At 65.3% G+C, this 24,991-nt stretch carries 26 protein-coding genes and 1 pseudogene; 11 read left to right on the top strand and 16 right to left on the bottom strand.

Going from position 1 to position 24,991, the window contains the following annotated elements:
* The first annotated feature begins 2 nt into the window (after positions 1-2).
* Positions 3-923 carry an alpha/beta hydrolase gene (locus tag VIQ49_RS18350; protein ID WP_331887173.1) on the top strand — a complete coding sequence of 307 codons (921 nt, stop codon included), beginning with the start codon at positions 3-5 and terminating at the stop codon, positions 921-923.
* Between the two features lie 49 nt (positions 924-972).
* Here VIQ49_RS18350 and VIQ49_RS18345 read toward each other — a convergent pair whose 3' ends face one another.
* The 3 genes from VIQ49_RS18345 to VIQ49_RS18335 all read right to left on the bottom strand — a co-directional run bounded on the left by VIQ49_RS18345 (position 973) and on the right by VIQ49_RS18335 (position 3,355).
* Complete coding sequence (locus VIQ49_RS18345) at positions 973-1,815, bottom strand: glycine betaine ABC transporter substrate-binding protein (protein WP_331887171.1); 843 nt, start codon at positions 1,813-1,815, stop codon at positions 973-975.
* A 32-nt stretch (positions 1,816-1,847) separates the two neighbouring features.
* Entirely contained in the window at positions 1,848-3,041 is a 1,194-nt protein-coding gene (locus tag VIQ49_RS18340; RefSeq protein ID WP_331887169.1) for an NADP-dependent malic enzyme, read from the bottom strand.
* 173 nt (positions 3,042-3,214) lie between these two features.
* Positions 3,215-3,355, bottom strand: a complete 141-nt coding sequence (locus tag VIQ49_RS18335; RefSeq protein ID WP_331887167.1) for a hypothetical protein — start codon at positions 3,353-3,355, stop codon at positions 3,215-3,217.
* Between the two features lie 26 nt (positions 3,356-3,381).
* On the opposite strand from VIQ49_RS18335, the gene VIQ49_RS18330 reads away from it, so the two are divergent.
* On the top strand, positions 3,382-4,452 hold the full coding sequence (locus VIQ49_RS18330; protein ID WP_331887165.1) for a magnesium and cobalt transport protein CorA: 1,071 nt from the start codon (positions 3,382-3,384) through the stop codon (positions 4,450-4,452).
* 16 nt (positions 4,453-4,468) lie between these two features.
* On the opposite strand, the gene VIQ49_RS18325 is transcribed toward VIQ49_RS18330, so the two are convergent.
* Positions 4,469-5,017, bottom strand: coding sequence for a TetR/AcrR family transcriptional regulator (locus VIQ49_RS18325; protein WP_331887163.1), 549 nt, complete (start codon positions 5,015-5,017; stop codon positions 4,469-4,471).
* 46 nt (positions 5,018-5,063) lie between these two features.
* Between VIQ49_RS18325 and VIQ49_RS18320 the strand changes: the two genes are divergently transcribed.
* Positions 5,064-5,912 carry an LLM class flavin-dependent oxidoreductase gene (locus tag VIQ49_RS18320; protein ID WP_331887161.1) on the top strand — a complete coding sequence of 283 codons (849 nt, stop codon included), beginning with the start codon at positions 5,064-5,066 and terminating at the stop codon, positions 5,910-5,912.
* A gap of 60 nt (positions 5,913-5,972) precedes the next feature.
* On the opposite strand, the gene VIQ49_RS18315 is transcribed toward VIQ49_RS18320, so the two are convergent.
* Positions 5,973-6,608: a suppressor of fused domain protein gene (locus tag VIQ49_RS18315; RefSeq protein ID WP_331887159.1), complete on the bottom strand. Its 636-nt coding sequence runs from the start codon at positions 6,606-6,608 to the stop codon at positions 5,973-5,975.
* Between the two features lie 67 nt (positions 6,609-6,675).
* Between VIQ49_RS18315 and VIQ49_RS18310 the strand changes: the two genes are divergently transcribed.
* A complete protein-coding gene (locus tag VIQ49_RS18310) occupies positions 6,676-7,410 on the top strand; it encodes a metallophosphoesterase family protein (RefSeq protein ID WP_331887157.1) in 735 nt (244 codons plus the stop codon).
* Positions 7,400-8,263 carry a chromosome partitioning protein ParB gene (locus VIQ49_RS18305; protein WP_331887155.1) on the top strand — a complete coding sequence of 288 codons (864 nt, stop codon included), beginning with the start codon at positions 7,400-7,402 and terminating at the stop codon, positions 8,261-8,263. The genes VIQ49_RS18310 and VIQ49_RS18305 overlap by 11 nt, the downstream gene beginning before the upstream one ends.
* 230 nt (positions 8,264-8,493) lie before the next feature.
* On the opposite strand, the gene VIQ49_RS18300 is transcribed toward VIQ49_RS18305, so the two are convergent.
* The 6 genes from VIQ49_RS18300 to VIQ49_RS18275 form a co-directional block, all read right to left on the bottom strand.
* On the bottom strand, positions 8,494-9,666 hold the full coding sequence (locus tag VIQ49_RS18300; protein WP_331887153.1) for a sn-glycerol-3-phosphate ABC transporter ATP-binding protein UgpC: 1,173 nt from the start codon (positions 9,664-9,666) through the stop codon (positions 8,494-8,496).
* Between the two features lie 3 nt (positions 9,667-9,669).
* On the bottom strand, positions 9,670-10,500 hold the full coding sequence (locus VIQ49_RS18295) for a carbohydrate ABC transporter permease (RefSeq protein ID WP_331887151.1): 831 nt from the start codon (positions 10,498-10,500) through the stop codon (positions 9,670-9,672).
* Between the two features lie 6 nt (positions 10,501-10,506).
* A complete protein-coding gene (locus VIQ49_RS18290) occupies positions 10,507-11,439 on the bottom strand; it encodes a sugar ABC transporter permease (protein WP_331887149.1) in 933 nt (310 codons plus the stop codon).
* Positions 11,436-12,950 (bottom strand): extracellular solute-binding protein, encoded by a 1,515-nt coding sequence (locus VIQ49_RS18285; protein WP_331887147.1) that lies wholly within the window; start codon positions 12,948-12,950, stop codon positions 11,436-11,438. Before VIQ49_RS18285 ends, VIQ49_RS18290 begins: the two co-directional genes overlap by 4 nt.
* A 182-nt stretch (positions 12,951-13,132) precedes the next feature.
* A complete protein-coding gene (locus VIQ49_RS18280) occupies positions 13,133-13,615 on the bottom strand; it encodes a general stress protein (RefSeq protein WP_331887145.1) in 483 nt (160 codons plus the stop codon).
* Between the two features lie 67 nt (positions 13,616-13,682).
* Complete coding sequence (locus tag VIQ49_RS18275; RefSeq protein ID WP_331887143.1) at positions 13,683-14,636, bottom strand: CoA ester lyase; 954 nt, start codon at positions 14,634-14,636, stop codon at positions 13,683-13,685.
* Positions 14,637-14,771: 135 nt separating this feature from the next.
* Between VIQ49_RS18275 and VIQ49_RS18270 the strand changes: the two genes are divergently transcribed.
* The 4 genes from VIQ49_RS18270 to VIQ49_RS18255 all read left to right on the top strand — a co-directional run bounded on the left by VIQ49_RS18270 (position 14,772) and on the right by VIQ49_RS18255 (position 19,074).
* Complete coding sequence (locus tag VIQ49_RS18270; RefSeq protein ID WP_331887141.1) at positions 14,772-16,103, top strand: magnesium transporter MgtE N-terminal domain-containing protein; 1,332 nt, start codon at positions 14,772-14,774, stop codon at positions 16,101-16,103.
* The gene (locus VIQ49_RS18265) at positions 16,103-16,678 is read left to right on the top strand and encodes a DUF1003 domain-containing protein (RefSeq protein WP_331887139.1); all 576 of its coding nucleotides are present in this window, start codon (positions 16,103-16,105) and stop codon (positions 16,676-16,678) included. Before VIQ49_RS18270 ends, VIQ49_RS18265 begins: the two co-directional genes overlap by 1 nt.
* Positions 16,679-16,765: 87 nt before the next feature.
* On the top strand, positions 16,766-17,830 hold the full coding sequence (locus VIQ49_RS18260; protein ID WP_331887137.1) for a lytic transglycosylase domain-containing protein: 1,065 nt from the start codon (positions 16,766-16,768) through the stop codon (positions 17,828-17,830).
* Positions 17,831-17,913: 83 nt separating this feature from the next.
* Positions 17,914-19,074, top strand: coding sequence for an Mrp/NBP35 family ATP-binding protein (locus VIQ49_RS18255; RefSeq protein ID WP_331887135.1), 1,161 nt, complete (start codon positions 17,914-17,916; stop codon positions 19,072-19,074).
* Between the two features lie 16 nt (positions 19,075-19,090).
* On the opposite strand, the gene VIQ49_RS18250 is transcribed toward VIQ49_RS18255, so the two are convergent.
* The gene (locus VIQ49_RS18250) at positions 19,091-19,849 is read right to left on the bottom strand and encodes a TetR/AcrR family transcriptional regulator (RefSeq protein ID WP_331887133.1); all 759 of its coding nucleotides are present in this window, start codon (positions 19,847-19,849) and stop codon (positions 19,091-19,093) included.
* Between the two features lie 129 nt (positions 19,850-19,978).
* Between VIQ49_RS18250 and VIQ49_RS18245 the strand changes: the two are divergent.
* Together VIQ49_RS18245 and VIQ49_RS18240 are read left to right on the top strand one after the other, a co-directional pair.
* Positions 19,979-20,387, top strand: a pseudogene (locus VIQ49_RS18245) (ATP-binding cassette domain-containing protein); the annotation flags it as partial.
* Complete coding sequence (locus VIQ49_RS18240; protein ID WP_414731663.1) at positions 20,384-21,022, top strand: ABC transporter permease; 639 nt, start codon at positions 20,384-20,386, stop codon at positions 21,020-21,022. The pseudogene VIQ49_RS18245 and the gene VIQ49_RS18240, both read left to right, overlap by 4 nt.
* A gap of 24 nt (positions 21,023-21,046) precedes the next feature.
* Here VIQ49_RS18240 and tatB read toward each other — a convergent pair whose 3' ends face one another.
* The 4 genes from tatB to sigE form a co-directional block, all read right to left on the bottom strand.
* Positions 21,047-21,523: a Sec-independent protein translocase protein TatB gene (gene tatB, locus VIQ49_RS18235; protein WP_331887131.1), complete on the bottom strand. Its 477-nt coding sequence runs from the start codon at positions 21,521-21,523 to the stop codon at positions 21,047-21,049.
* Positions 21,524-21,586: 63 nt separating this feature from the next.
* The gene (locus tag VIQ49_RS18230; RefSeq protein WP_414731662.1) at positions 21,587-23,098 is read right to left on the bottom strand and encodes a trypsin-like peptidase domain-containing protein; all 1,512 of its coding nucleotides are present in this window, start codon (positions 23,096-23,098) and stop codon (positions 21,587-21,589) included.
* Positions 23,099-23,237: 139 nt separating this feature from the next.
* A complete protein-coding gene (locus VIQ49_RS18225; RefSeq protein ID WP_414731661.1) occupies positions 23,238-23,747 on the bottom strand; it encodes a zf-HC2 domain-containing protein in 510 nt (169 codons plus the stop codon).
* A gap of 189 nt (positions 23,748-23,936) precedes the next feature.
* The gene (gene sigE, locus VIQ49_RS18220) at positions 23,937-24,554 is read right to left on the bottom strand and encodes an RNA polymerase sigma factor SigE (RefSeq protein WP_331887262.1); all 618 of its coding nucleotides are present in this window, start codon (positions 24,552-24,554) and stop codon (positions 23,937-23,939) included.
* Between the last annotated feature and the right edge of the window lie 437 nt (positions 24,555-24,991).

Here is a 24,991-nt window from a genome sequence, read left to right as displayed (position 1 = left end):
CGATGACTTCCACTCTGACACTGTCGATCCCGCTCAGCGAGCGTTTGTTCAAGCCGGCGTTCCGTCTGGGCCTGAACTCCCGGCTGCCACCGGCGATGCAGCGTCGGCTGCTCGACGCGAGTGCTCTGCTGATTCCTCCGGTGGCCGACCGGGTGATCCGCCAGGTGAGTCTGGGAGGCCGCCCGGCCGAACGCGTCAGCGTCGGCCCGACCCAGCAGGGCCAGACGATCCTGTACCTCCACGGTGGCGGCTACGTCACCGGTTCTCCGAGGTCACATCGCGGTCTGACAACAAGTCTGGCGGCTGCCGCCGGGGCCGAACTCTACGTACTCGAATACCGTTTGGCACCGGAACATCCGTGCCCGGCCGCGGTCGACGACGCGGTCGCGGCCTTCCTGGAGCTGGTGACGCGGGGATATGATCCCGAATCGATTGCTATCGCCGGCGACTCGGCCGGTGGCGGCCTGACCGTCGCGACCACCCGAGTGCTGATCGACGACCACGGCCTGCGCCCCGCCGCCCTCGGACTCATCTCTCCGTGGGTTGATCCCGCGGTACGGCAGGTCGACAACGGCACCGACATCGTGGTGAACGCCGCCTGGGCCGCCCAGAGCGCCGATATGTACCTCGGTGACGGAGATCCCGACGATGCGCGGTACGCACCCGGGCGCGGCGACCTCACCGGGCTGCCGCCAACCCTGGTCCAGGTCGGCCGGCCGGAGATGTTGTGGCAGCAGGCCACGGAGTTCGCGACCAAACTCGAGGCCGCCGGAGTCGACGTCACGCTCGGCGACCTCGGACGGCTCTGGCATGTCGGACACGTGGCGGCACCGTTGATGCCCGCTGCCGCCGCAGCGGTCGAGGAACTCGGCGACCACCTGGCCAGGCACCTGATCCGGACCAGCACCGCCTCGACCGCCTAGCCATCGGGCTCCCGGCCGGGTTCGCCCGGCCAGATTCGCACAGCCAGGTTCAGCCGGAGTGTTCGGCCAACCAGCGACCGGCCACCGCCGAGACCTCAGCGCCGCCGTCGACCTCTGCCGCCATCGTGGTGAGGTCGGCGGTGGTCAAGTCTCCGGCGACCTTGTTCATCGCCCGGAACAGGTTGCGGTCCAACGCCGCGGTGCGGTAGACGGGCACCAGGTCCTGAGCCCTGAGGGCATCGTCCGAATCGGTCAGGGCCTGCAGTCCGGAATCGTCGCCGACCACACCGAGTGCCGAGAAGAGTCCGGCAGCCCGGCCGGCGGCCACCTCCGCGATGGCCTCGTCGGCCGAGAGCACCACCGGTGGCGCGAAAGCGCAACCGGCACCGCTCAACTCGGACACTGTCACGGGGTCCGGTTCCGCGACGGTCACCAGCGGCAGCCCGGCCGGGAGCCGGGCACAGTCGGCGAGCTCGTCGGCGTCGGCCGCCGTCGCCACGCCCGCCGAGACATACACCAATTGTCTGTTCTGTACCGATGTCGCATCACCCACCGAGACACCCTGCGGCAGAGCTTGATTCAATTCGCCGTAGACTTCATCGGAACTTCGTCCGGAGGCATCGGGGTTGAGTTGCCCTAGCAACTCCCCCGACCAGGCCGGCATCAGGTCGACCGAACGATCGTCCATCCCGGCCAGCAGCTGACCGTAGTCGCCGACCGGATGATCATCGGACACATCGGCACCGGCGTCACGCAGCGCACCGGCGTAGATCGCCGTGACGACACGACTCGGGGTGTCCGCCGTCGATGCGGTCACCAGGGGCTGTGCCGCCGGACCGGGTTCAGAGCAACCCGCCAGCACCAGTGAACCGGCCAGCACCAACGCCGGCATGATCCACCGGTACCCGCGGGGTACGGACCTACTCACTCAGCGGCGACCCGAGCGACGGCCGCCGCGACCGCCGGGGCAACCCGGGGATCGAGCGGGCTGGGCACGATCATCTGTGCCGAGAGATCGTCGCCGAGGACCTCGACGATCGCGTCTGCGGCAGCGAGCTTCATCGCCTCGGTGATGCGTCGGGCACCGGCATCGAGCGCACCCCGGAACACACCGGGGAAAGCCAGGACGTTGTTGATCTGGTTGGGGTAATCGCTCCGGCCCGTGGCCACCACGGCCGCATACTTCGCCGCGACCTCGGGATGGACCTCCGGGTCCGGGTTCGAGAGCGCGAAGATGATCGCGTCGGGGTTCATGCTCGCCAGACCCGCTTCGGGCACGGTACCCGCGCTCACGCCCACGAAGACATCGGCGCCCACCAATGCATCCGACAACGATCCGGTGCGGTTGTCCGGGTTGGTGCGAGCGGCCAGTTCGGCCTTCACGTCGTTGAGGTCGGTGCGCCCGGCGTGCACGATGCCCTTGCTGTCGATCACCGTGACATCGGCGATGCCGTCGGCCAGCAGGATGTTCGTACACGCGACGCCGGCGGCACCGGCGCCGGAGATCACGACCTTCAGCCCGCCGCGGGGCTTGTCCAGCAGCTTGGTCGCGGCTTTCAGCGCGGCCAGCACCACGATGGCGGTGCCGTGCTGATCGTCGTGCATCACCGGACAGTCAAGGGCCTCGATCACCCGCTTCTCGATCTCGAAGCACCGCGGAGCGGAGATGTCCTCGAGATTCACCGCGCCGAACGAATGGCGCAGTCGAACCAGGGTCTCGACGATCTCGTCGGGATCCTGGGTGCTCAGCACCAGCGGGATCGAGTCGAGTCCGGCGAAGTTCTTGAACAGTGCCGACTTGCCCTCCATGACCGGGAGCGAGGCGCTCGGGCCGATGTCGCCGAGGCCGAGCACCGCGCTGCCGTCACTGACGACGGCCACCAACCGGCTGGTCCAGGTATACCGCCGTGCCAGGTCGGGTTCGGCGGCGATCGCACGGGACACCTCGGCGACGCCAGGGGTGTAAGCAATGGACAGTGCCTTCTTGGAGTCGAGTGGAGCAGTGATGCTCACCGACAGCTTCCCCCCTTCGTGGCCCGCAAAGATCTCCTCACTCGTGATCTCCAATGCTGCATTTACGTCGTTTACGGGCGCTTCGACGCCCCCATGCTCGGTCACGGCGACAACGCTACTTCAGATGGTCGAACTCACATCCCAAGACCTACAGATCGTGAGCAACAGGCAACAATTCACGGCGGCTCACATCACCAGCCCGCAACGACGACAACACACGGAAGCCTTGGTGAAGTGTGCCGCGGTCACGGCGACTACCAGACCCGCAATCCTCACCTTCAGTGTGATCCCTCCGATACCGGGGCGCTGATCAGCAGCGACAAGAGGTGGCGTCCCGAGGCATCACGCTGGCCGGAGCCGAGGCCCCATGCCTGATCGACCCGCGCGGCGTACAGTCTCCGATGGACCTGAACGGTCATCGACGCCCACAGGACAGGAGGCTGCAATGCCGCCGCGGCCACACCTTCGCCCAGGGCCGGTCGAGCCGAAAGCCACGGCGCCGGTTCCTATTCCCCCCTCAAGAGCGGTTGTCGACTGCGCCGTGTACGTCGACGGACACCGCCTACCGGGCATGCGCACGTTCTCCGGAGCCCTCAAGGAGGTCCGGACCACGGGCCAGGGCTACGTGTGGGTCGGCCTGCACGCTCCCGAAAACCGTCAGATGGAAGGCGTCGCAGAAGCTTTCGGCCTCCACGAGCTTGTCGTCGAGGACGCGGTGCTGGCCCATCAGCGACCCAAACTCGAGCAGTACGACAACATCTTGTTCCTGGTCCTCAAGACCGTGAAATATGTTGAACACGAAACACTTCAGGTCGCCAACGAGGTTGTGGAGACCGGCGAGATCATGGTGATCTCGGGTCTCGACTTCGTCATCACGGTCCGCCACGGCGATCACACCGGGCTCGCCGGGGTCCGCAAACACCTCGAGTCGCGGCCCGAACAACTCGCGCTCGGCCCGAGCGCCGTGATGCATGCGGTCGCCGACCACGTTGTCGACACCTACATCGATGTCACGGCGCGAGTCGAACTGGATGTGGACGCGGTGGAGCTGAACGTCTTCTCTCCGGGCCGGCGGGTGGACATCGAACCGGTGTACCTCCTCAAACGCGAGGTGATGGAGCTCCGACGGGCCGTCGCACCGCTCGATCTGGCCCTGCGTCGCCTCACCGGGTCCGAAGACAAGCTCGTTCCGAAGGAAGTGCGTCGGTACTTCCGCGACGTCCAGGACCATCACAGCAGCGTCAATGAACGGATCACCACCTACGACGAGGTCCTGACCTCCCTGATCGATGCCGCCCTCGCCAAGGTCGGCATCCAGCAGAACACCGACATGCGAAAGATCTCCGCGTGGGTTGCCATCGCATCGGTGCCGACCATGGTCGCCGGCATCTACGGGATGAACTTCGAGCACATGCCGGAGTTGACGTGGAAGTACAGCTACTACGTGATACTCGTCTGCCTGGTCGGGGTCTGCACGGCCCTGTGGCGAACGTTCCGCCGAAATCATTGGCTCTGAACGCTTTTCAGCCCGATCAGGGAGACGTCAGGCTCACGGATCCGTCATCGAGTCCGGCAACGCAGCGCAGCTGGGCCAGAAACGATTCCCCGTTGTCGTCCTCGGGAAAAAGGTAGTGGCAGACCGCAATACGGGCGATCGCTCCGGCGATCGTGCGACCGGCTTCGCCACCGAACTCCGGTTCGATCCATTGCTGCACAACGGGTAACACGCGTTCGATCTCACCCAGTTCGTGCTCGGGTTCGATGAGGATGAGATCACGCAGCGGATAGGAGTTGTGGGACTCGACCATGTACCGGAGCAGAGCTTCCAACCGCTGCCGACCACTGAGCCCCTCGACGGCCGCCGCGACCGCATCGCGCACGCGCTGCTCCTCGGAATGCCCGAGCGCGTCGAGAAGTACTTCCTTGGACGGGAAGTATCGGTACAGCGTGGGCCGGGAGACGCCGGCCGCAGTGGCCACCTCGGACAGGTTCAACCGGGTCGGACCCATTCTCGCCAGCACCGTCGCCGTCGCCCGGAGTATCCGCGTCCGGGTCGGGGCATCCCCTCGTTCTATCGCCACGAACACACACTTTACAACTTGGTCGAATTCTGTAACATTCTGGGCCATGTCACCCATATCCGGACCACACACACCGATGAAGTTCGGTTACTACACCCCCAACTTCGACTTCTGCGGCGACGTCCGGGTTCTTGCCGGCCTGGCCGCCGACGCCGAAGCAGCCGGATGGGACGGATTCTTCGTCTGGGACCACCTGCAGTTCACCGAGCCGGTGGTCGATCCCTGGATTGCGCTGGCCGCGATGGCATTACAGACCGAACGCATCCGGTTGGGCACACTCGTCACGCCGGTCCCCCGGCGCCATCTGGGCAAACTCGCGCGCGAGATCATCACCCTCGACCACGTCTCCGACGGTCGCCTGACCGTGGGTGTCGGCGCGGGGTATCCATACCTCCCCGACTACGCCGCTTTCGGTGACGGCGACGACCCCAGGCAACGAGCGACTGCGCTCGACGAGGCGCTGGGTGTCCTCGCCACACTCCTGCACGGACAACCGGTGAACCACCACGGCGAGCACTACGACATCGAATGTGCCGCGTTCACACCCACTGTCCAGCAACCCCGGGTCCCGATCTGGGTGGCCGCGTCCTGGCCCGCACGCAACCCGTTGCGAAGGGCCGCACGGTGGGACGGCCTGGTGACCGCCGGGACCTATGGACTCGATGTGGCCCCCGACGATGTTCGCAGCGCGGTCGATTATGTGACCACGGTGCGCACCACCGATGAACCCTTCGATGTCATCAGATTCGGCACGACCGAGGGACCATCGGACACCGCGGTGGTCGACGCCTGCCGCGCCGCCGGCACAACCTGGTGGATCGAATCGAGCTTCACCGCGGGCGGCGATCTGGAGGCCACCCGGAAACGGATCACGCAGGGGCCGCCGAGAGTCTGACCGCTTCTGCCCTAGTCACCGGCGGGCCGTCATCTCCTCGGTGTACCAGCCGGTGTGGGGTCAGCCGATGGTGGCGCCCGCGCGGGTGGGGTCGCGGACGTCTATGCCCGCTTCGGCCCAGGCAGCGCGCAAGGCCTCGATGCCCTTCAATCGCACCCAGGCGGCCTCGTTGGCGGTGATCGGGATGGCCCGGAAGAACACCACGTCCTCCATGTCGCCGGACAAGGGGCATTGCTCGACGGTGTCGGCCTCCAGTACCACCGCGGTGCAGTTCGAGCCCTGCCAGAGCGGTTCACCCAGGTCGATCAAACCGTCCGCGGTTAGCACCAGACCCTCGACCGCGGGTGCCGCCGCGAGCATCGCGACGCTGCGGTGCAGACCCTGCAGCGGTGCCGAGGCGTACATCCGGATCACGATCTCGCCGCGCGGACCGACCGTGGGGTCGACCAGCATCTGATCGGGCTCACCCATCGGATGCCGGCTGCAACCGAGTGAGACATAGGTGACGTCGTCGCCACCGTGATCACCGTTGCCCCCGTTGCCCCCGTTGCCCCCGTTGCCCCCGATGAACCGCAGCACGTCAATCGATTCCAGACCCAGGAAGGTCACCGATGCGCGTTGGGGCTGCGAACCCTCGAATACCCGCTGGAGGTGCGCCGCCACCCGTTCGATCACCGACGATTCTGAATCACTCATTGCACCACCCAGTAAAACACCACCATCTCCCGTACCCCGACGACCCCACGGGGCTAGGGTCGGTGTGGTGGTACGTGTCCTCGCGGTCTCGGACGAAGTTGTCGACAGCCTCCAGCATGGGGTGGTCGACGAACTGGCCCCTGACCTCATCATCGGTGCCGGTGACCTGCCTTTCGAGTACCTCGAGAAGCTGATGATCCGCTTCGAGGCGCCCTGCGTGTTCGTACCGGGCAACCACGACCGCGACCTGTCCGGCTTCAAGCGCACCCGCCGCGGGTGGATGCAGGCCGGACTCCCCACAACCGATCCCGGACCGCAGGGGGCGGTGAACGCCGACGGCCGCATCGTGACTGTCGCCGGAGTCCGGGTCGCCGGGCTCGGCGGGTGCATCCGCTACAACAGCGGGCCCAACCAGTACCGGGAGGCCACCCAGCGTCAGCGCGCCAACCGGCTTGCGCTGCAACGCTTTCGTTATCGGCTGACACCCGGCGCCGGCGGGGTGGACATCCTCCTCACCCACAGCCCGGCCCGCGGCATCGGCGACGCCGAGGACGGTCCCCATCGCGGGTTCCGATGCTTCCTGCCGCTGATCTATCGCCTGCGCCCACAACTGATGGTGCACGGACACATTCACCCCCACGGGCAGCCCCCGATGGACCATACGATCCTGCACCGCAAACGCAGGCCCGGCGCGTCACTACGGTCGAGCACCATTTCGATGAACACGGTCGGCTACAGCGTGTTCGACATCGAACCCGGCAGTGGGCCGGTCGAGGTCCTACGGAGGCGACATGGCTCGTGACACCGGATTTCCCAGCGCCGACGCCGAGAACGACTTCAGCAGAGCGCGCCGGCGCGCCGAACTCGCCCGCCTGTCGGCCTGGCTGACCCGACAGCCCGCCGACGTAAACACTGTGCTGCCGTTCGACGAAGTGGTTGCCGCACTGGGCAAGACCGGGGAGAGTTTCCTCGGACTCGTGGTGGTCGACGTGTCGTCGATCGTCGGCAGTGTCGACCGCACCCGCGACTTCGACCGCTATTTCCGCCCGACATCCGCGCGTATCCGGGAACGATGGCAACGGCTCGCGACCGCTCAGCGACGCGGCGAATCGGTGCCACCGGTACAGCTGTTCCGGATCGGGGACATGCACTTTGTGAATGACGGCCACCATCGGGTGTCGATTGCCATCGCCCGGCGATTCACCAAGATCGACGCCTACGTCACCGAGATCCACACGCGGATCTCCCCCGAGGGCATCAATGCCCGATCTGATCTGGTCATGAAGGATCACCGCCGGCTGTTCGCGTCCCGCGTCCCGCTGGAAGGCAAACAACGCGAGGCGATCCGGTTCGAGGACCCTTTCGACTACGCCGAGCTCGCCGAGAACGTCGAAGCCTGGGGATTTCGGCTGAGCCAGGAAACCGGGACGTTCCTGAGCCGGGTCGAGGTCGCTCGCCGATGGTTCGGCGAGGAGTTCCTGCCCGTGGTCCGGATGGCCCGGCGGGCAGAGATCCTCCCCGATATCGAGAGCGACGCCGAACTCTACCTGTGGCTGGCCTGCGAACGTTATCGGCTGGTGCGCAGGCACATCTGGGATGAGGAGATCATCGATGAACTCCTCGTCCGCTCCCGGCGCCGGCGAAAGCTCCCCTGACTTCCCACCCCATCCGCTGAGCGTGCCTTTACGACCGTCGACCGGGCCTCTGTTACCGTCGAGCGGCCTCTTGAGCTGCCGACCGGGCCGTCACTGCTCGCAGAATATCCGGTTGTTGCGCTGGAGAACTCAACTATCCGCCGATGAACCCTGATAAGAGCACGTTCGCACTCGCCAAGAGCCCGGTCGACGCGTGGTAGGGCCCGGTCGACGGGGGGCGGGGTGAGGGGTTACAGGCTCAGGTTGGCGCCGCTGTCCTGGTCGAAGACAAGCACTTTCGACGTGTCGTAGAACAGTTCGGCCTGCTGGCCCTTGGCGATCGGCGACTCGGGGGAAAGTCTCGCGATCAGCTGACCGCTGCCCATCTCCTGACCGGCGTCGGCTGCAATCTCGGCGAGGGCTGCAGCCGAGGCCTGACCACCCTCCACGTTGAAGTACGCGAAGTTGTCCGAACCCATCGATTCGAGGACCGTGATCTTCGCGTTGAAGGTTGCACCCCGCGAACGTGTGGTCGTGTCAACCAGATTCACGTCCTCGAAATGTTCGGGCCGGATACCGATCAGCACCTCACCGTTGCTCTTCGCCTGTTTGGCATTCTCGATGACCTTGCCCATGTCGACGGGCACCACCTCACCGATGGCGGTCTCGATACCGTTCTGCGTCAACCGGCCCGGAAGGAAGTTCATCGCCGGTGATCCGATGAACCCGGCGACGAACAGGTTGGCCGGGGTGTTGTAGAGCTCCGCCGGCGTACCGACCTGCTGAACAAGTCCCGCACGCAGCACCACCACCCGGTCGCCGAGGGTCATCGCCTCGGTCTGGTCGTGGGTCACGTACACCGTCGTGGTGCCCAGACGCTGCTGCAGCACTGCGATCTCGGTACGCATCTGCACACGCAGTTTGGCATCGAGGTTCGACAGCGGCTCGTCCATCAGGAATGCCTTGGGAGACCGGACGATCGCGCGACCCATCGCGACCCGCTGGCGTTGACCCCCGGACAGGTTGGACGGTTTGCGGTCCAGATACTGTCCGAGGTCGAGGATTCGGGCGGCCTCGTCGACCTTGTCCGCGATCTCCTGCTTCGACAACTTCGCCAGCGTGAGCGGGAACGCGATGTTGTCCCGAACGGTCATGTGCGGGTACAGCGCATAGGACTGGAACACCATGGCGATGTCGCGGTCCTTGGGCGCCTTCTCATTGACCCGTTCGCCGGCGATCCGGAGCTCCCCCGAGGAGATGTCCTCCAGACCCGCAATCATGTTGAGGGTTGTCGACTTTCCGCATCCGGAAGGGCCGACCAGGATGATGAACTCGCCGTCGGCAATGTTGATGTTCACCTCGCTGACGGCCAGCGAACCGTCCGGGTACTTCTTGCTCACCTGGTCCAGAACGATCTCGGCCATTGGTTATCCCTTCACAGCGCCGGAGGTCAGACCGGCAACGATTCGACGTTGGAACAAAAGGACAAAGATGATGATCGGGATCGTGATGACCACGGCCGCAGCCGCAATCGATCCCGTGGGTTCCTCGAATTGGCTGCTGCCGGTGAAGTTGGCGATCGCCACCGGAGCGGTGATCGACCGTTCCGTCGACGTCAGCGAGATCGCCAGGAGCAGGTCGTTCCAGGCGAAGATGAACACGAGGATGGCCGCGGTGACGATGCCGGGCGCGGCCAGCGGCGCGATGACCTTACGGAACGCCTGCGCCGGAGTGGCGCCGTCCATCTTCGCGGCCTTCTCGAGCTCCCAAGGGATCTCCCGGAAGAACGCCGACAACGTGTAGATCGCCAGCGGCAACGCGAAAGTGATGTACGGCAGGATCAGCCCGGCCCAGGTGTCGAAGAGACCGAGGCGTCGTTCGATGTTGAACAACGGTGTCACCAGCGAGATCTGGGGAAACATCGCGATCAGGAGCGCTGCACCCACCAAAGCCTTCTTGCCCGGGAAGTCCAGACGCGCAATAGCATAGGCCGCCATCGTGCCCAGCAAGACGGCGATCACCGTGGTGATCAACCCGATTCCGATCGAATTGCGCAGCGCCGAGGTGAAGGCACTGGTCTCGAAGATGCTGGTGTAGTTGTCCCACGTCCATTCGGACGGGATGAAGTTTCCGTCCTTCACCGAACCCGGGGGTTTGAACGACAGGCTCATGATCCATAGCACCGGGATCAACGCGTAGAGCAACACGATCAGGTTGACAACAGACCACCCGATTCGACGTCCCATCAGATTATTCATCGGTGCCTACCGCCCCTCGTTGTCAGAGCCGGGGGCCGAGGCCCCGAACAACTTGATGAAGATGAACGCGATTAGTGCCACGCACAAGAAGATGACCACGCTGATGGCGGACCCGACGCCGAGATTGAAGGCCTTGAACAGGTTGTCGTAACCCAACATCGAGACCGAGTACGTGTTGTTGGCGCCTCGGGTCAGGATGTAGATGTTGTCGAACACGCGGAAGGCATCGAGCGTGCGGAACAACAGCGCCACCAGGATCGCGGGCTTCATGAGCGGCAGGATGATCCGCCACAGCCGGGTCCATGCACCGGCTCCGTCCATCTGCGCCGCTTTGAGGAGATCGTCGGGCACCAACGCCAGGCCGGCCAGGAGCAGCAACGCCATGAATGGTGTTGTCTTCCAGACCTCGGCGAGGATGATGATCGCCAGCGACGGCCACTGCTCGGTGAGTGGGGCGCTCCCCTCCGGCAGCAGGTTCGCCAGGTAGCCGGTGCCCGGTGTCCATGCGTAGTACCAGGAGAACGCCGCGACCACGGTCACGATGCCGTACGGGATCAGGACCACAGTGCGGATGACGCCCTTGGCAAAGAGCGTGCGGTGCATGACAAGTGCGATCGCCATACCGAGCACCAACTCGATGGCCACCGACACGACGGTGATGAACAGTGTGATTGCCAGGGCTGTCCACCAATAGCTGTCGGTCAGGACCGTGCCGTAGTTGGCGAACCAGATGAACTCGTCGTCGCCCGGAGCGGACAGGCTGGCCTTCTGCAGGCTCAACCAGAACGCGTACACGATCGGGTAGCCGGTGACCAGGATCATCATGATCACCGCGGGCGTGATCAGCCACAGACCGAGGCGCCGTTCGGCCCGTTTGCCTTCGCTCAGTGCGGGCTTCTTCTTGCTCGGAGCGGATTCCTTGTCCAGCGTTGCGGTCATGGGATCAGTCCCTCCCCTTGGATGGCCTTGTCGACCTGCTCGGCGAGTATGTCGACCATCGGTTCCGGATCCCAGGAACCGACCGGACTGAGCTTTGCTGTGATCAATGTCGAGATCGCCTGGTAATCGGGCGATGCCGGTCGCAACGCGGCCGAACCGGTCTCCAACTGGGCCTTGATGGCATCACCCATCGGGTAGGCGGCCTTGAAGTCCGGGTCTTCGTAGATCTTCGCGATCGTGGGAGGCGTACCACCGCTGATCGAGTACAGCTTCTGCGACTGCTCGTTGGTCAGGCACTCAGCGGCCTTGAACGCCAGGTCTTTCTGCTGCGAGGTGTCGGCGACCGCGATGTTGACGCCGCCGAGGGTCACCCGCGACGGCTGACCTTCCTGCACACCCGGGTACCGGCTGAAGTCGAACTTGGTCTGCACCACTTCGTTGACCGGCGCGAGATCCGCATCGGCGGGCGGATTGTCGGCATCGGCGAACATCGGACCGAACTGCTCGTTGACCTCCGAGAGGAATGCCACGTCACCGGCGGCCGAGTTCGACCGCATCGACGGGAACACAAACGGCCAGTTGACCTCGAAGGTGGCCTGACCGCTTTCCATCCCGAGGCGGGCGGACGATTCGTCACTGTTGGTGATCGAGGGATCGTGACCTGGCGCGGTCGCAACGGCCTTCAGCGTCTGCAAGGCCTTCAGCGTTGCCGCACGGTGTTCCGGCGTGTCGTTGAGCGTCTGCTTGTCGGGGTTCTCCGGGTCGAGCACCTGGCCGCCGGCACTGACGAGCACGGAGTTGAACCACACCATCAGGCCCTCGTACTGCTTGCCCTGCACCATGATGTAGCTCGGTCCGCCGGCTTTGCGGATCTCCTCGTTCTCGACCAGCATCTGGTCCCATGTGGCCGGTGGTGTGGTCCGGTTCAGATACTGCTGGAGCACGTCCTTCCGGTACCAGAGCAGCTGCGTGTTGGTCCAGGTCGGAATTGCGTAGAGCCGCTTTTCAGCGTCGTCGTCGGTCTTCCACAAGGCGGTTTCCGTGGGTCCACCGAGCGTGGTGTCCACGATCTTGGCGGCGAGATCGTCCGGCACCGGTTCCATCCAGCCGGCGTCGGCGAACTCCGCGGTCCACACGACGTCCATGCCCATCAGATCGAGGCCCTTGTCGTTGCCGGCAAGCCTGCGCGCCAACTGCAATCGCTGGTCGTCTGCGGCCTTCGGAAGGGCAAACGTCTTGATCTTGTATTCGCCGTTCGATTCAGCGGTGCACGTGTTCGCCGCTTCTTCGATGAACGAGGCGCCATCGGCGGGGGCGTAGATGTTGATCGTTCCGGCGGAATAGCCGGAACTGCACGCACTCACCACCGGGAGCGCCACAGCAATTGCAGCGCAGGACAATCCGAATTTCTTGAGACTGCCGTATTTCTTGGGTCCCGAATCCTGGGAACCCGCTCCATCAACGCCTGCGGACGATTTCGCGTCCGCTGGGCGATCGCCTTTGCGCTTCACGCAGCCTCCTCGATGCGTTGGAGGTGCGCGCGGTCTCACAAGCACGCACCTGAATGCCCGTCACTTACGTTATAGGCGCCAAATAGTGACGCGCAGCACAATTGACATAGTGGCACCAAGAAGTGACCAAGTGGCGCAGGCAACGCCGATCCAGGCGTGTCGCATCGAACCCGGGCGGATTGCTAGGGCTGAAGGCGGGTGAGCATGTCGCGCGCCCGTTCGGCGCTCTTCGGGTCGCAGAGCACGTCGTAGCGGCCCGCCACCAATTGCATCGTCGACGCGAAGTCCCGCTGACCCCTGGTGGCCGCATACGGGATCGACGTCGTCACGACCCCGAAGATGACACCGCCGACCAGTCCAATTATCAACGGCATCAACGGATCTTCGACAACGATTCCCACGAGCAGCCCGAAGAACAATCCCAGCCAGGCACCCGAGACGATGCCCCCGCCGATGACCTTGCCCCAGGTCAGCCGCCCGAGCACCCGTTCGACCTGCATGAGATCGACGCCGACGATCGTGACGTCCTGCACCTCGAAATGCTCGTCGGCGAGGAAGTCAACAGCGCGTTGGGCTTCCGCATACGTCGTGTACGAGCCGATCGGCCATCCTTTGGGTGGGGTCGGCAGTCCTGGTCGCGGGTTCGGTCGCATCGGATTGGTCATCGTCACCGTGTCCTTTGTGGAGAAACTGTTCGGGGTCGAGAGATGCCGGTCGGTCCGGGGGTGCCGTTCAGGACGTCACGGATGCGTCGGCCGGAGTCCGCGTCATGCCCGCGGCCCGCCCTTTCGCGGCGATCACCTCGGCCATCTTCCGGCTCGCCTCGTCGATCATCTCACCTTCGAAGCGCACCGCACCACGCTCGCCACCGGCAGCCGACGTCGCGTGCGCGTAGGCATCGAGGAGGTTCTCGGCGGTGTCGTAGTCCGACTGCCGAGGACTGAAGACCTCGTTGGCGATCTCGATCTGGCTCGGATGGACCACCCACTTGCCGTCGTAACCGAGGGCCGCCGAGGCCTCGGCCACCGCCCGGAAGCCTTGCGAGTCATCGATTTTCAGGTATGGCCCGTCGATGGCCCGCAAGCCGTGTGTGCGAGCCGCCACCAGGATGGTCATCAACACGTGGTGATGCGCGTCGCCGGTCACGTAGCCCTGCGGTTGCTCCCCAACAGCAAGGCCGCGCATACCCAGACTGGCCATCATGTCGGCAGGACCGAGCACCAGCGACCGCAGTCGCCCACTCGCCGAAGCGATTTCATTGATGGCGGCCAGACCCTGCGCGTTCTCGATCTGGGCCTGCACCCCGATCTGGCCCACCGGCAGTCCGACGTTGATCTCCAATTGCCGCAGCAACAGATCCAATGCGGTCACCTGGGCCGCCGATGTCACCTTCGGAAGCAGGATCGAATCCAGGTGCCCGCCGGCACCCCGGACCACCGTCACCACATCGTCGAGCGTCCACGGTGTTGTCCAGTCGTTGACCCGGACCACCCGAGCCTGTGCCGCCCAGTCCGGTGCCGCGAGTGCCGTCACCACCGCAGCCCGACCGGCCTCCTTCGCACCGGGCGCCACGGCGTCCTCGAGGTCGAGGAAGATCTCGTCGGCAGGCAGTCCACGAGCCTTCTCGAGCATCCGCGAGCTGCTGGCGGGTACGGCGAGAATGGACCGGCGGGCGGCGGCGTACATGTGACTCCTCGTGACGATGGTGTGCGTTCGACTTCTTCCATGTCTGATTCTGCCCGCACCGCAGATCTGGCGTAGACGTGGCCGTACGGACGGCGCTGCCCAGCGGGCCGAAGGTGCCCCACTACCCTTACAGCCATGGCAGCGGTGAGCAAGGCATTCGTGGCCAGGCTGGCCGGTCTGGCGGTGATCGGCCCGGACGGAGAATCCATCGGCCGGGTCCGGGACGTGGTGGTCTCGGTCAGATTCGGGACCGGTCAACCCCGAGTACTGGGTCTCGCCGTCGAATTGACCACCCGCCGCCGCATCTTCGTACCGATGCCACGTGTCACCGCCATCGAACCGAACTCCGTGACCCTCAACACCGGAACGGTGAGCCTGCGCCGGCTGAGCATCCGGCCGGGCGAAGCACTTGTCCTCGGCCAGATCGTCGAATCCCGTGTGCGCGTTAACGATCCGGACCTCCCGCACCTTCAGGGCGAGGATCTGACTGTTGTCGACATGGCGATCGAGCGACGCCGGACCCGGGACTGGGTGATCTCCCGCGTCGCGGTCCGGGGCGCCCGCACCCGCCTGGGCCGACGAGGTGAGACCCACGTGGTCGAGTGGAACCACGTGCTGGGCCTGACCCAGAGCGCCCTGGCATTGCCGGGACAGGGTGTGGCGCAGATCCTGTCGCAGTTCGAGGGCATGCGTGCCGCCGACGTCGCCAACGCGCTACGTGAACTGCCCGCCAAACGGCGCCTCGAGATCGCCTCGGCTCTCGACGACGAACGGCTGGCCGACGTGGTCCAGGAACTCCCCTCCGACGACCAGACCGACCTGCTCACCCACATGAAAGTCGAGCGGGCCGCCGACGTCCTCGAGGCCATGGACCCCGACGACGCGGCCGATCTTCTCGGCGACCTCCCCGACACCGAGGCCGAGGCCCTGCTGCAGTTGATGGACCCGCAGGAGTCCGAACCGGTCCGCCGGCTGATGCTGCACTCGCCCGACACCGCGGGCGGCATGATGACCACCGAACCGCTGGTGGTCACCGCGTCCACGACCATCTCCGAGGCACTTGCGCGAGCCCGCAATCCCGACCTCACCCCCGCTTCCGCCTCCCTGACGTTTGTGGTGCGCCCCCCGACGTCCACACCCACCGGGAAATACCTGGGGTGCGTCCACATCCAGGCGCTGCTGCGGGAACCGCCCGCCAACCTGGTCGGCGGGATCCTCGACGACCGGCTCCCCTGCCTGGGGTCCGAAGATTCCCTGGAGACCGTGACCCGGTATTTCGCCACTTACAACCTCGTCTGCGGGCCGGTTCTCGACGACGATGGGCATCTCATCGGCGCGGTCACCGTGGACGACCTCCTCGACCATCTCCTGCCCGAGGACTGGCGCGAGACCGAGGCCGATGACGACGACGATGACGGTGACGATGACGGTGACGATGACGACGCCCCAACCGAAGGGATGCGGTGATGACTCCGAATACGTCCGACGCCCGTCTGAAGGACCGCGCCGAGCGGCAGAGCGCGCGGTCCGCGCGCCGTCTGGACACCCCCGGGCAACGTCGTCGGTGGAACCTCAATCTCGATTCCGACGTGGTCGGTGTCTACAGCGAGCGGGTCGCCCGGTTCCTGGGCACCGGCCGATACCTGGCCATCCAGACGATCTTTGTCATCATCTGGATCTTCCTGAACCTCGCGGTCGTCGCCCTGCAATGGGATCCGTACCCGTTCATCTTGCTCAACCTGGCGTTTTCCACCCAGGCCGCGTATGCCGCGCCGTTGATCCTGCTGGCTCAGAACCGCCAGGAGAACCGCGACAAGGTCTCGCTCGAAGAGGACCGGATGCGTGCCGAACAGACCAAGGCCGACACCGAGTTCCTGGCCCGCGAGCTGGCCGCGGTCCGGCTCGCCGTCGGCGACACGGTCACCCGCGACTATCTGCGGCGCGAACTCGACGACCTGCTGACCGAGCTGTCCGAGCGGATCCTCGGCGATCAGGCCAAGAGCGGCGAGACCGGGAAACCGGGTGCCCCGCACGTCGATTGACAACCGGGCCCACGCAGTCGGCTGCAGGATCACCAATCATTGCATTTCTGTGACAAATCGATTTCTCCACGCACCCTGGCAACAGATATGTATCGTGGGTCACATTCACCCCGGGTCGATCCCGGGGTCGGGGAGATCAAACAGGAGCGGTATCGCGTGCGGTGGGGTCGAGTCCAATTGCTGACCGGTTGTGCGGTCATCGGTGTCGGGTTGCTGGCCGCCGTCACCTCGAGTGCACACATCGGCCCGGCGCCGGCACTGACCGCCAGCACCGAGGTCGATCTCACGACCGGCGCGTTGCTGTTGCCTGCAACGGCGCGTCCTGACCTCACCTTCACACCGCCGCCACCCCGCGAGGTCGCGACCGACCCGGTGGTCACGGCCGCAGAGCCCCAGCGGTTGCCCGCGGCCCTGCTCCCCGCCGGACCGCTCGGAATCCCGGGCATCGTTCTGCACGCCTACAAACTCGCCGAACAACGCATCGGCGCCGAGTCCCCGCAATGCAAGCTGCCCTGGTACCTGCTCGCCGGTATCGGCCGGATCGAATCGGGTCACGCCGGCGGCGGCAACGTAGACAGTTCCGGTACCACGCTGACGACGATTGCCGGTCCGGTGCTCGACGGCACGCTCGCCGGCAACGCCGTCATCACAGATACCGACGGCGGCCGCGTCGACGGGGACGCCAAACACGACCGCGCGATGGGCCCGATGCAGTTCATCCCGTCCACCTGGGCCGCGTGGGGTTCGGATGCCAACGGCGACGGAAACGCCAACCCGAACAACATCTTCGACGCCACCTACTCCGCCGGCAGGTATCTCTGTTCGGGAGTCGTCGACATCATGTCGGAGGAGACCAGGGTCGGCGCGGTGATGCGATACAACCACTCGGCGGAGTACGCGGCCAACGTGCTGTCGTGGGCCACCGGCTACGCCACCAACGCCGCACCCACCGACACCGGGCCGCTCCCGAACCCGACGTCGTCGAGTTCGAGTTCGAGCTCCTCGTCGTCGAGCAGCAGTACCAGTCCATCGGGCAGTTCGAGCAGCAGTTCCTCATCCAGCTCGTCGTCACCGGATCCCCAACCCTGCGTGATCGTCTGTCTGCCACCGGAAGTGCAGTCGCTGCTGCCGACCCTGCCGCCGCCCCCTTGATCCGGCACCGGCGACAGCCCATGGCGCGCTCGACCCCCTGCCGAAGTGGGCGACTTTCGGTGCGCGCGTAAACTGATCACCTGATGACACAAGCAACATTGCCGACCGAGTCAGCCATTCGCGCAGCTCTGGCCAAAGTGAACGACCCCGAGATCGGTAAACCCATCACCGACCTCGGCATGGTCAAGTCGATCTCCATCGCCGACGACGCGAGCGTGGCGATCGAGATCTACCTGACGACGGCTGCCTGTCCGCTGCGCACCGAGATCACGCAGCGCGTGAGCACGGCTGCTGCCGACGTCGCCGGAGTGGGCGCGATCTCCGTCGAACTCGACGTGATGAACGACGAGCAACGCACCGAACTGCGCAAGAGCCTGCGTGGCGACCGCGCCGAGCCGGTCATCCCGTTCGCGCAGCCCGGATCGCTGACGCGCGTCTACGCAGTCGCATCCGGTAAGGGCGGTGTCGGCAAATCCAGCATCACCGTCAACCTGGCGGCGGCTCTGGCCGAACGCGGGTTGAAGGTCGGGGTGCTCGACGCCGACATCTACGGTCACTCGGTACCCCGCATGCTGGGCAATGACGCCAAGCCCACGCAGGTCGAGAAGATGATCCTGCCGCCGATCAGCCACAACGTGAAGTTCATCTCGATCGCTCAGTTCACCAGCGGCAACACCCCGGTCGTCTGGCGTGGGCCGATGCTGCACCGCGCGTTGCAGCAGTTCCTGGCCGATGTGTTCTGGGGCGACCTGGACATCCTCCTGCTCGATCTGCCCCCTGGCACCGGCGACGTGGCGATCTCCGTGGCGCAGCTCATCCCGGGCGCCGAGATCCTGGTGGTCACCACACCGCAGCAGGCCGCCGCCGAAGTGGCCGAGCGCGCCGGGGCGATCGCTCTGCAGACCCGCCAGAAGATCATGGGCGTGGTCGAGAACATGTCGTGGATGGAACTTCCCGACGGAACCCGCATGGAACCGTTCGGTTCCGGTGGCGGCGCCAAGGTCTCCGAGCGGCTCACCATCGCCGTCGGCGCCGAGGTCCCGCTGCTGGGTCAGATTCCACTCGACCCGGCGCTGCGCGAAGGTGGCGACGAAGGTATGCCGCTGGTGCTCTCCGCGCCCGATTCCGCGGCCGGTGCCGCGCTGCGCCGGGTGGCCGATAAGCTCGCGGTCCGCAAACGCGGCCTGGCCGGCATGAACCTGGGTATCGACACCACCCGCAACGTCGGCAAGCCGCTGCTCTGATCGGCGTTTCCGGCAATCACCGGCGAAGCAACGCCTCGGTTCCGTCGATGATCCGGGCCAAGCCGAACTCAAACGACCGGGCGGAATCACCCATCGATTCGTAGGCCTGGCCCGCGGCCTGCCCGACCCGGTTGGAAATCGGGTAGTCGCCGCCGGCCATCAGGCGTCCCAACACGGGCGCGTTGATCTCCCACCACTGCAGATCAGTCATGCCCGAGTCGACACGGGCTCCGGCCGCTTCGATGGATGACCGGGCCGAACTCTCCGCGAATCCCGTGAGCACGGCGATCGTGTGATCCATCTCCAGGTCGTCGAGGCCCACGCCGTCGATCGCCTCGAGTTGCCATTCGTAGCGCTTCGACACGTTGGGCCCGATCCACGGCCTGGCCTTCTGGACGTGCAAAAGCCATGAGTGCCGGTGGTATTCGTCCCACAATTGCCGGGCCACCGCCGTCATCCGGTCCCGCAATCCGCCGGCGTGCTCGGGATGGTCGACCTCACCCGCGACCTCGTCGATCATCAGTCCCACGAGTTCGGATCTGCCCGGCACGTAGGTGTAGATCGACATCGCACCGAGCCCCAAGCGCTGGGCGACCTTGCGCATCGACAGCGCGGCCAGCCCCTCGGAATCGGCCAGCGAGATCGCCGCACCGACCACCTCGTCCACGCTGACCCTTTGTTTCGGGCCCCGGGAGCCCTGCGGATGCCCGACCTGGTGACGCCACAGCAACTCCAATGTCCGGTCGACCGGCGGCGGGCTCTGCGCATCATCCATGTGCACACATTATCCCGTGTGGTGTACGGCGAAGCCTCCCAACAATTCCGTACACCATACGATGTTAGGGGCATCGAGATGACAGCTCCGGCCATCTCGGCAGAGGGCTTACGCAAGCGGTACGGCGACGCCGATGCACTCGATGGATTCGACCTGGTTGTGGCGGCGAATCGATCGCTGTCGACGTATTCCGGCGGCATGCGACGACGGCTCGATCTTGCGGTCGGGCTGATCCTCGCCCCCACGGTGCTGTTTCTCGACGAGCCCACCACGGGTCTGGACCCCCGTGCCCGCGGCGATGTCTGGGACATCGTCCGAGGCATCGCGGCCGCCGGGACGACCGTCCTGCTCACCACCCAGTATCTGGACGAGGCCGACCAACTCGCATCCCGGATCTCCGTCATGGACCGCCGGTGGCCTCACGGCGCTCGTGCGCGCCCTCGACGCCGCCGACATCGTCCCCGACGACCTGATCCCGCGCCGGCCGTCCCTGGACGAGGTGTTCCTGCAACTCACAGATACCGGAGCCCGACCATGAACACCGATGCCCTGAACACCGTTGATCTGACCACCGCAGGAAAATCGAAACCATTGCGTAACAACAGCATTCGAGCGGGATTTATCATCACGCAGCGCGACCTGGCGCACTGGACCCGAGATCCCTGGACACCCGTCTTCGGCCTTCTGTTCTCGGTCACGTTGCTGCTGATCTTCGGTTATCTCTTCGGCGGGGCGATCGAGATCCCCGGCGTCGGCGAGTCCGATCGCGCGGACTACATCGACTATCTGGTACCCGGCATGCTGAGCCTCACGATGATGTTCGGCGTCGAGGCGACCACGGCAGCCATGGCAACCGATGCCAAACGCGGGATCACCGACCGATTCCGGTCGATGCCGATCCCCGCATCGGCGGTGTCGCTGGGCCGGGTCGGCGCCGACATGATCAATTCTGTGGTCGAACTCGGTGTCCTGATCATCGGCGGCCTGCTGATCGGGTGGACCATCGACTCCGATCCGCTGTCCGCGGTGCGGGACCTGTTCGGCAACCCCACCGGCGTCACCCAGGGACCGTTGGACAACTGGGCGCTGCTGCTGGCAATCGCCTGGCCGGCAGCCATCAGTCTGGTGTTCATGGTGCTTTCGGCACGCGTCTATCGCACCTTGCGGCGGTGATCGGAAGATCCGGGAGGCATCGCCTCAGGTGGCGTCCCAGCGATCGATACCGGTGACGCCGGTTGCCGACGAAGGGGCCGGTGGCACCGGGGTGCTCTTCGACAGCGACGGCGGCGCAGGTTTGTCGTTCACCGCAGCCGAGATCACCTTGGAATTCTCGTCGGTGGTCGGCAACGGCTGGGATACCGGCTTGATCTTGGTCTCGGAATCGAAGTTGCCCGAGAAGAACGAGTCGTCACCGTCCAGCAGATGCTTGGTGATGACCTTGCGAGGGCTCATCCCCCGCAATTCGTTGAGTTCGGCGAGTGGTTTACGCAGATCCTCGAAATCAGCGCCGAGGTCGTCCTTGAGCTGACTCGTGGCACCGGTGGCGTAATCCCGAACCTGCCGTACCGACTTCAACGTCCATTTGACCGCGTCGGGGAGCCGCTCGGGACCGAGGATCACCAGACCCGCGATCATCAAGATAACGATCTCGCCCCATCCGACGCTGCTGAACACCGCTCCAGATTACTGGTAAGTCGGCTGCTGTCGAATCGGGAACAGCGATCTCGCAGGAACCTCTCAGTCGGAGGCAGGGGTGACGGTGCCCTCGAATGTCCGGCCATCCCGCCAGTATTCGAACTTCACCGGCTTTCCGATCTCGGCCGTGCGGACAGCCACCGTCAATTCGTCCGCGTCATCGGTGACCCGGCCGTTGAACTTGGTGATCACGTCACCTTCGCGGATGCCTGCTTGCGCTGCCGGCGAACCCTCGACGACGTTGCGGATCTGTGCTCCCAGCACCTGGTCGTTGCGGACAGAACTGGCGTTCACGCCGATCTGGGCGTGAACCACCCGTCCATCCTTGATCAGGGACTGCGCGATCGGCAGGAATTCGTTGACCGGGATCGCGAACCCGAGGCCGATCGAACCGCCGTTCGGAGCCAGCCCGGCGGTGTTGATGCCGATGACTCGACCCTGGTCGTCGACCAGCGGACCACCCGAGTTGCCCGGGTTGATCGCGGCGTCGGTCTGGATTGCGTCGATGACCGCGTCCGTATCGGACGTCTCGTCCGGACGCAGCGGCACAGCACGGTCGATCGCGCTGACGATCCCGCTCGTGACGGTGCGATCAAGGCCCAGTGGCGCTCCGAATGCAACCACTTCTTCGCCGATCTGGAGCTTGTCCGAGTCGCCCAGTTGCGCGACGGTGAGATTGTCGACGTCGTCGACCTTCAGGACCGCCAGGTCGGTGCGGATGTCGCGACCCACTATGCGCGCCGGCACGCGGGTGCCGTCGGAGAAGACCACCTCGAGTTTGGCGCTGCTGTCGTTGGCCGCCATCGAGATCACGTGGTTGTTGGTGACGATGTAACCCTCTTGGTCGATGACCACACCCGATCCGGTGCCGCCACCATTGGGCAGGCGCACATCGACCATGACCACCGACTTCTCGACGGCCTTTGCGACACGGGCAACCTGACTGCGCGGTTCGGCCTCGTTGTCGTCGTCGCTGCCGGACAGACTCACGGTGTCCGAGTGCAGGGGTGAGGTGACTTCCGCGGTCACCCGGCCGATCAGTCCGCCGAGCACCCCGATCACCACCGCGATCACCGCCAGTACGGCCAGGGCCTGCCAGCTGACCTTGCGGTCGAAGAGCACTTCGCGAACGCCGAGCTTCGGGCCGGGTGTGGTGGGCGCGGCGGGCACCTCGGTGTCCACGGCCGGTGCACTCAGACTCGCCGCGGCATCGGGATCGCGCCAGGGGTCCTCGGGTGCGGGGGTTTGCTCGACGTCACCGGAACGTTCATCGGGGTCTCGTTGCAGGGTGTCCGCCGAGCCTTCGGGGCGGGAAAATGCTTCCCGCAACACCGGATCGGGATTCGACACCACCGGCTGCTGTGTCCGCGACGCCGCGGCGTCGGACGGCGCAAATGCACCATCGACACCGTCGGGGCGCCCGAATACTGCCGCGGTCTGCGGCGGTACAGGCGGGCGTGCATTGGGCCGCGGCCCCAGTCGTGGGGCCTCATCGAGCCGGCTCGGTGCGGTGGGAGGTGGTGCGCCGGGGCCGTACTTGTCAGTGTCGGTCACTGGCCCGCCCGGTCATCCGGTCTCATGAAAAACTCGAACCCCTCGTTCGCGGCTAGTCGGTCGCAGATCCACCGGCTCGGCCGATCAATCCTCACCGAGGCTACCTGCCTGCCCGTGCACGACCCGAGGCTGGCGGTCGTCAGCGGTTACGCCGGCGGTGGACCGGAAACCCGGGTGCACCGAGTAGCGGCTCTTCGGGTGAGACCTCTGCCGGATTACCCGCGGTGGCACGGAGGTCGATCTCTCTGGTGGGAATCTGGTTGAGCGCACCGAGCAGCCCTGCGGGCATCGCGATTGCACCGGAACGTCGCAGAGCCGCGCGCGCCGAGCTCTGCGCGTCGACCTCCGCGCGGCATTGCGCACACATCTCCAGATGCTGCGAGGCGCGCATGTAGGCATTCATTCGCAGTTCGCCGTCGACGTACGCGGCCACCGCTTCTGTGGCGAGGTGTTCGGTCGACAGGAATCGACGCCCGCCGGCACTGCCCGGCGCACGATAGTCCTTGTTTGCCGAGACCATCGACGACGCCGGGAACCAGCCCGGTGTCCGCCGCCGGTTTCGCATACCGGCCGGCCGATCATCGTTGCCTGGTTGTTCGGCGCCGTTCAATTCAGCGGGGCCGGAGTCTTCGGGGGTGCGTTCAGTCACCTCGTCCGCTCCTTCTCTCACGTGCCCGACGGGCTTAGGGGCTTATCGACAACTCGACTCGCCTCGACTCTACGGACTTCGCCGCAGGTTCGCCGCGTCCACGTCCAACAACACCAACGTGGGCACGGCCCGTCAGGTTCCCGGCGGCCGTCATCGCGTCCGGAGTCAGACAGTGGTGACAACCGAGAGTCAGAACTCGGGCGTCATCACCGATCGTCCGGAATGGTGACCGCTGGCCGCCAGATGACCGCGGATCGCCTGTCGCCCACGATGAATACGGCTGCGCACGGTTCCGAGTTTGACGCCCAGCGTGGCGGCGATCTCCTCGTACGACAAGCCTTCGATGTCACACAGGACGACCGCGGCACGAAACTCCGGCGCCAACGCATCCAGCGCCCGCTGCAGATCGGGGTCGAGGTTGGCGTCGTTGTAGATCTCTTCGGGATTCGGATCGCTGCCCGGCACCCGGTCGTAGTCCTCCGGGAGCGCTTCCATCCGGATCTTGTTCCGGCGGCGGACCATGTCGAGGAACAGGTTGGTGGTGATGCGGTGCAGCCAGCCTTCGAAGGTGCCGGCCTTGTAGCTCGAGAGCGACCGGAAGACACGGATGAAGGTCTCCTGTGTCAGGTCTTCGGCGTCGTGCTGGTTGCCCGAGAGCCGATAGGCGAGTCGGTAGACCCGATCAGCGTGTTCGCGGACCAGTTCATCCCAGGCGGGCATCAGGGCCGCGTCGCCGGTGGCGTCGAAACGAGCCGTCCCGACCTGCACTTCTGCAGAGGAATCGGTGGAATCGTCGGTGTCGAACACAGCAAGAGCCCGGTTACCGTCGTCGTCGCGGTTGGCCTCTGTCACGATCTGCTCAACTCTCCTCCCCAGGACCGGCGCATCGCTCCGGTCGTTTGGCACAGCACTACATCGTTTGGGGTTGGTCTTAGAAACCAACGCCGGAGCGTGCCCGGTTTGTTCCCTTCTGACCTTGTCCGACGGGGGTGTGGACTCACTATGAGCGGCCTGAGTGTTACCTGAGAGTCCGGACGGGTGGTGGCGGACTCGGATCCGCTGCTCAGCGCGCCTAGACGGCCGATTCCGCGTGCGGCGCTAACCTCAGTTCTGTGTCCGATGAGAGCCAGCACGTGAATCCCGCATCCTCGCCGCCTGTCATCGACCCTGCAGTGCTGAGCAGTTACGCCGAGGCGGCGATCGTCGAAGACGAAGCACTACGTCTGGCCCGCGAGCGGTCCGAC

It is taken from the genome of Williamsia sp. (assembly GCF_036566845.1).
Lineage (GTDB): Bacteria > Actinomycetota > Actinomycetes > Mycobacteriales > Mycobacteriaceae > Williamsia.
The sequence above is the reverse complement of the archived record's forward strand: the minus strand, read 5'-3'. Positions and strand labels throughout refer to the sequence as shown.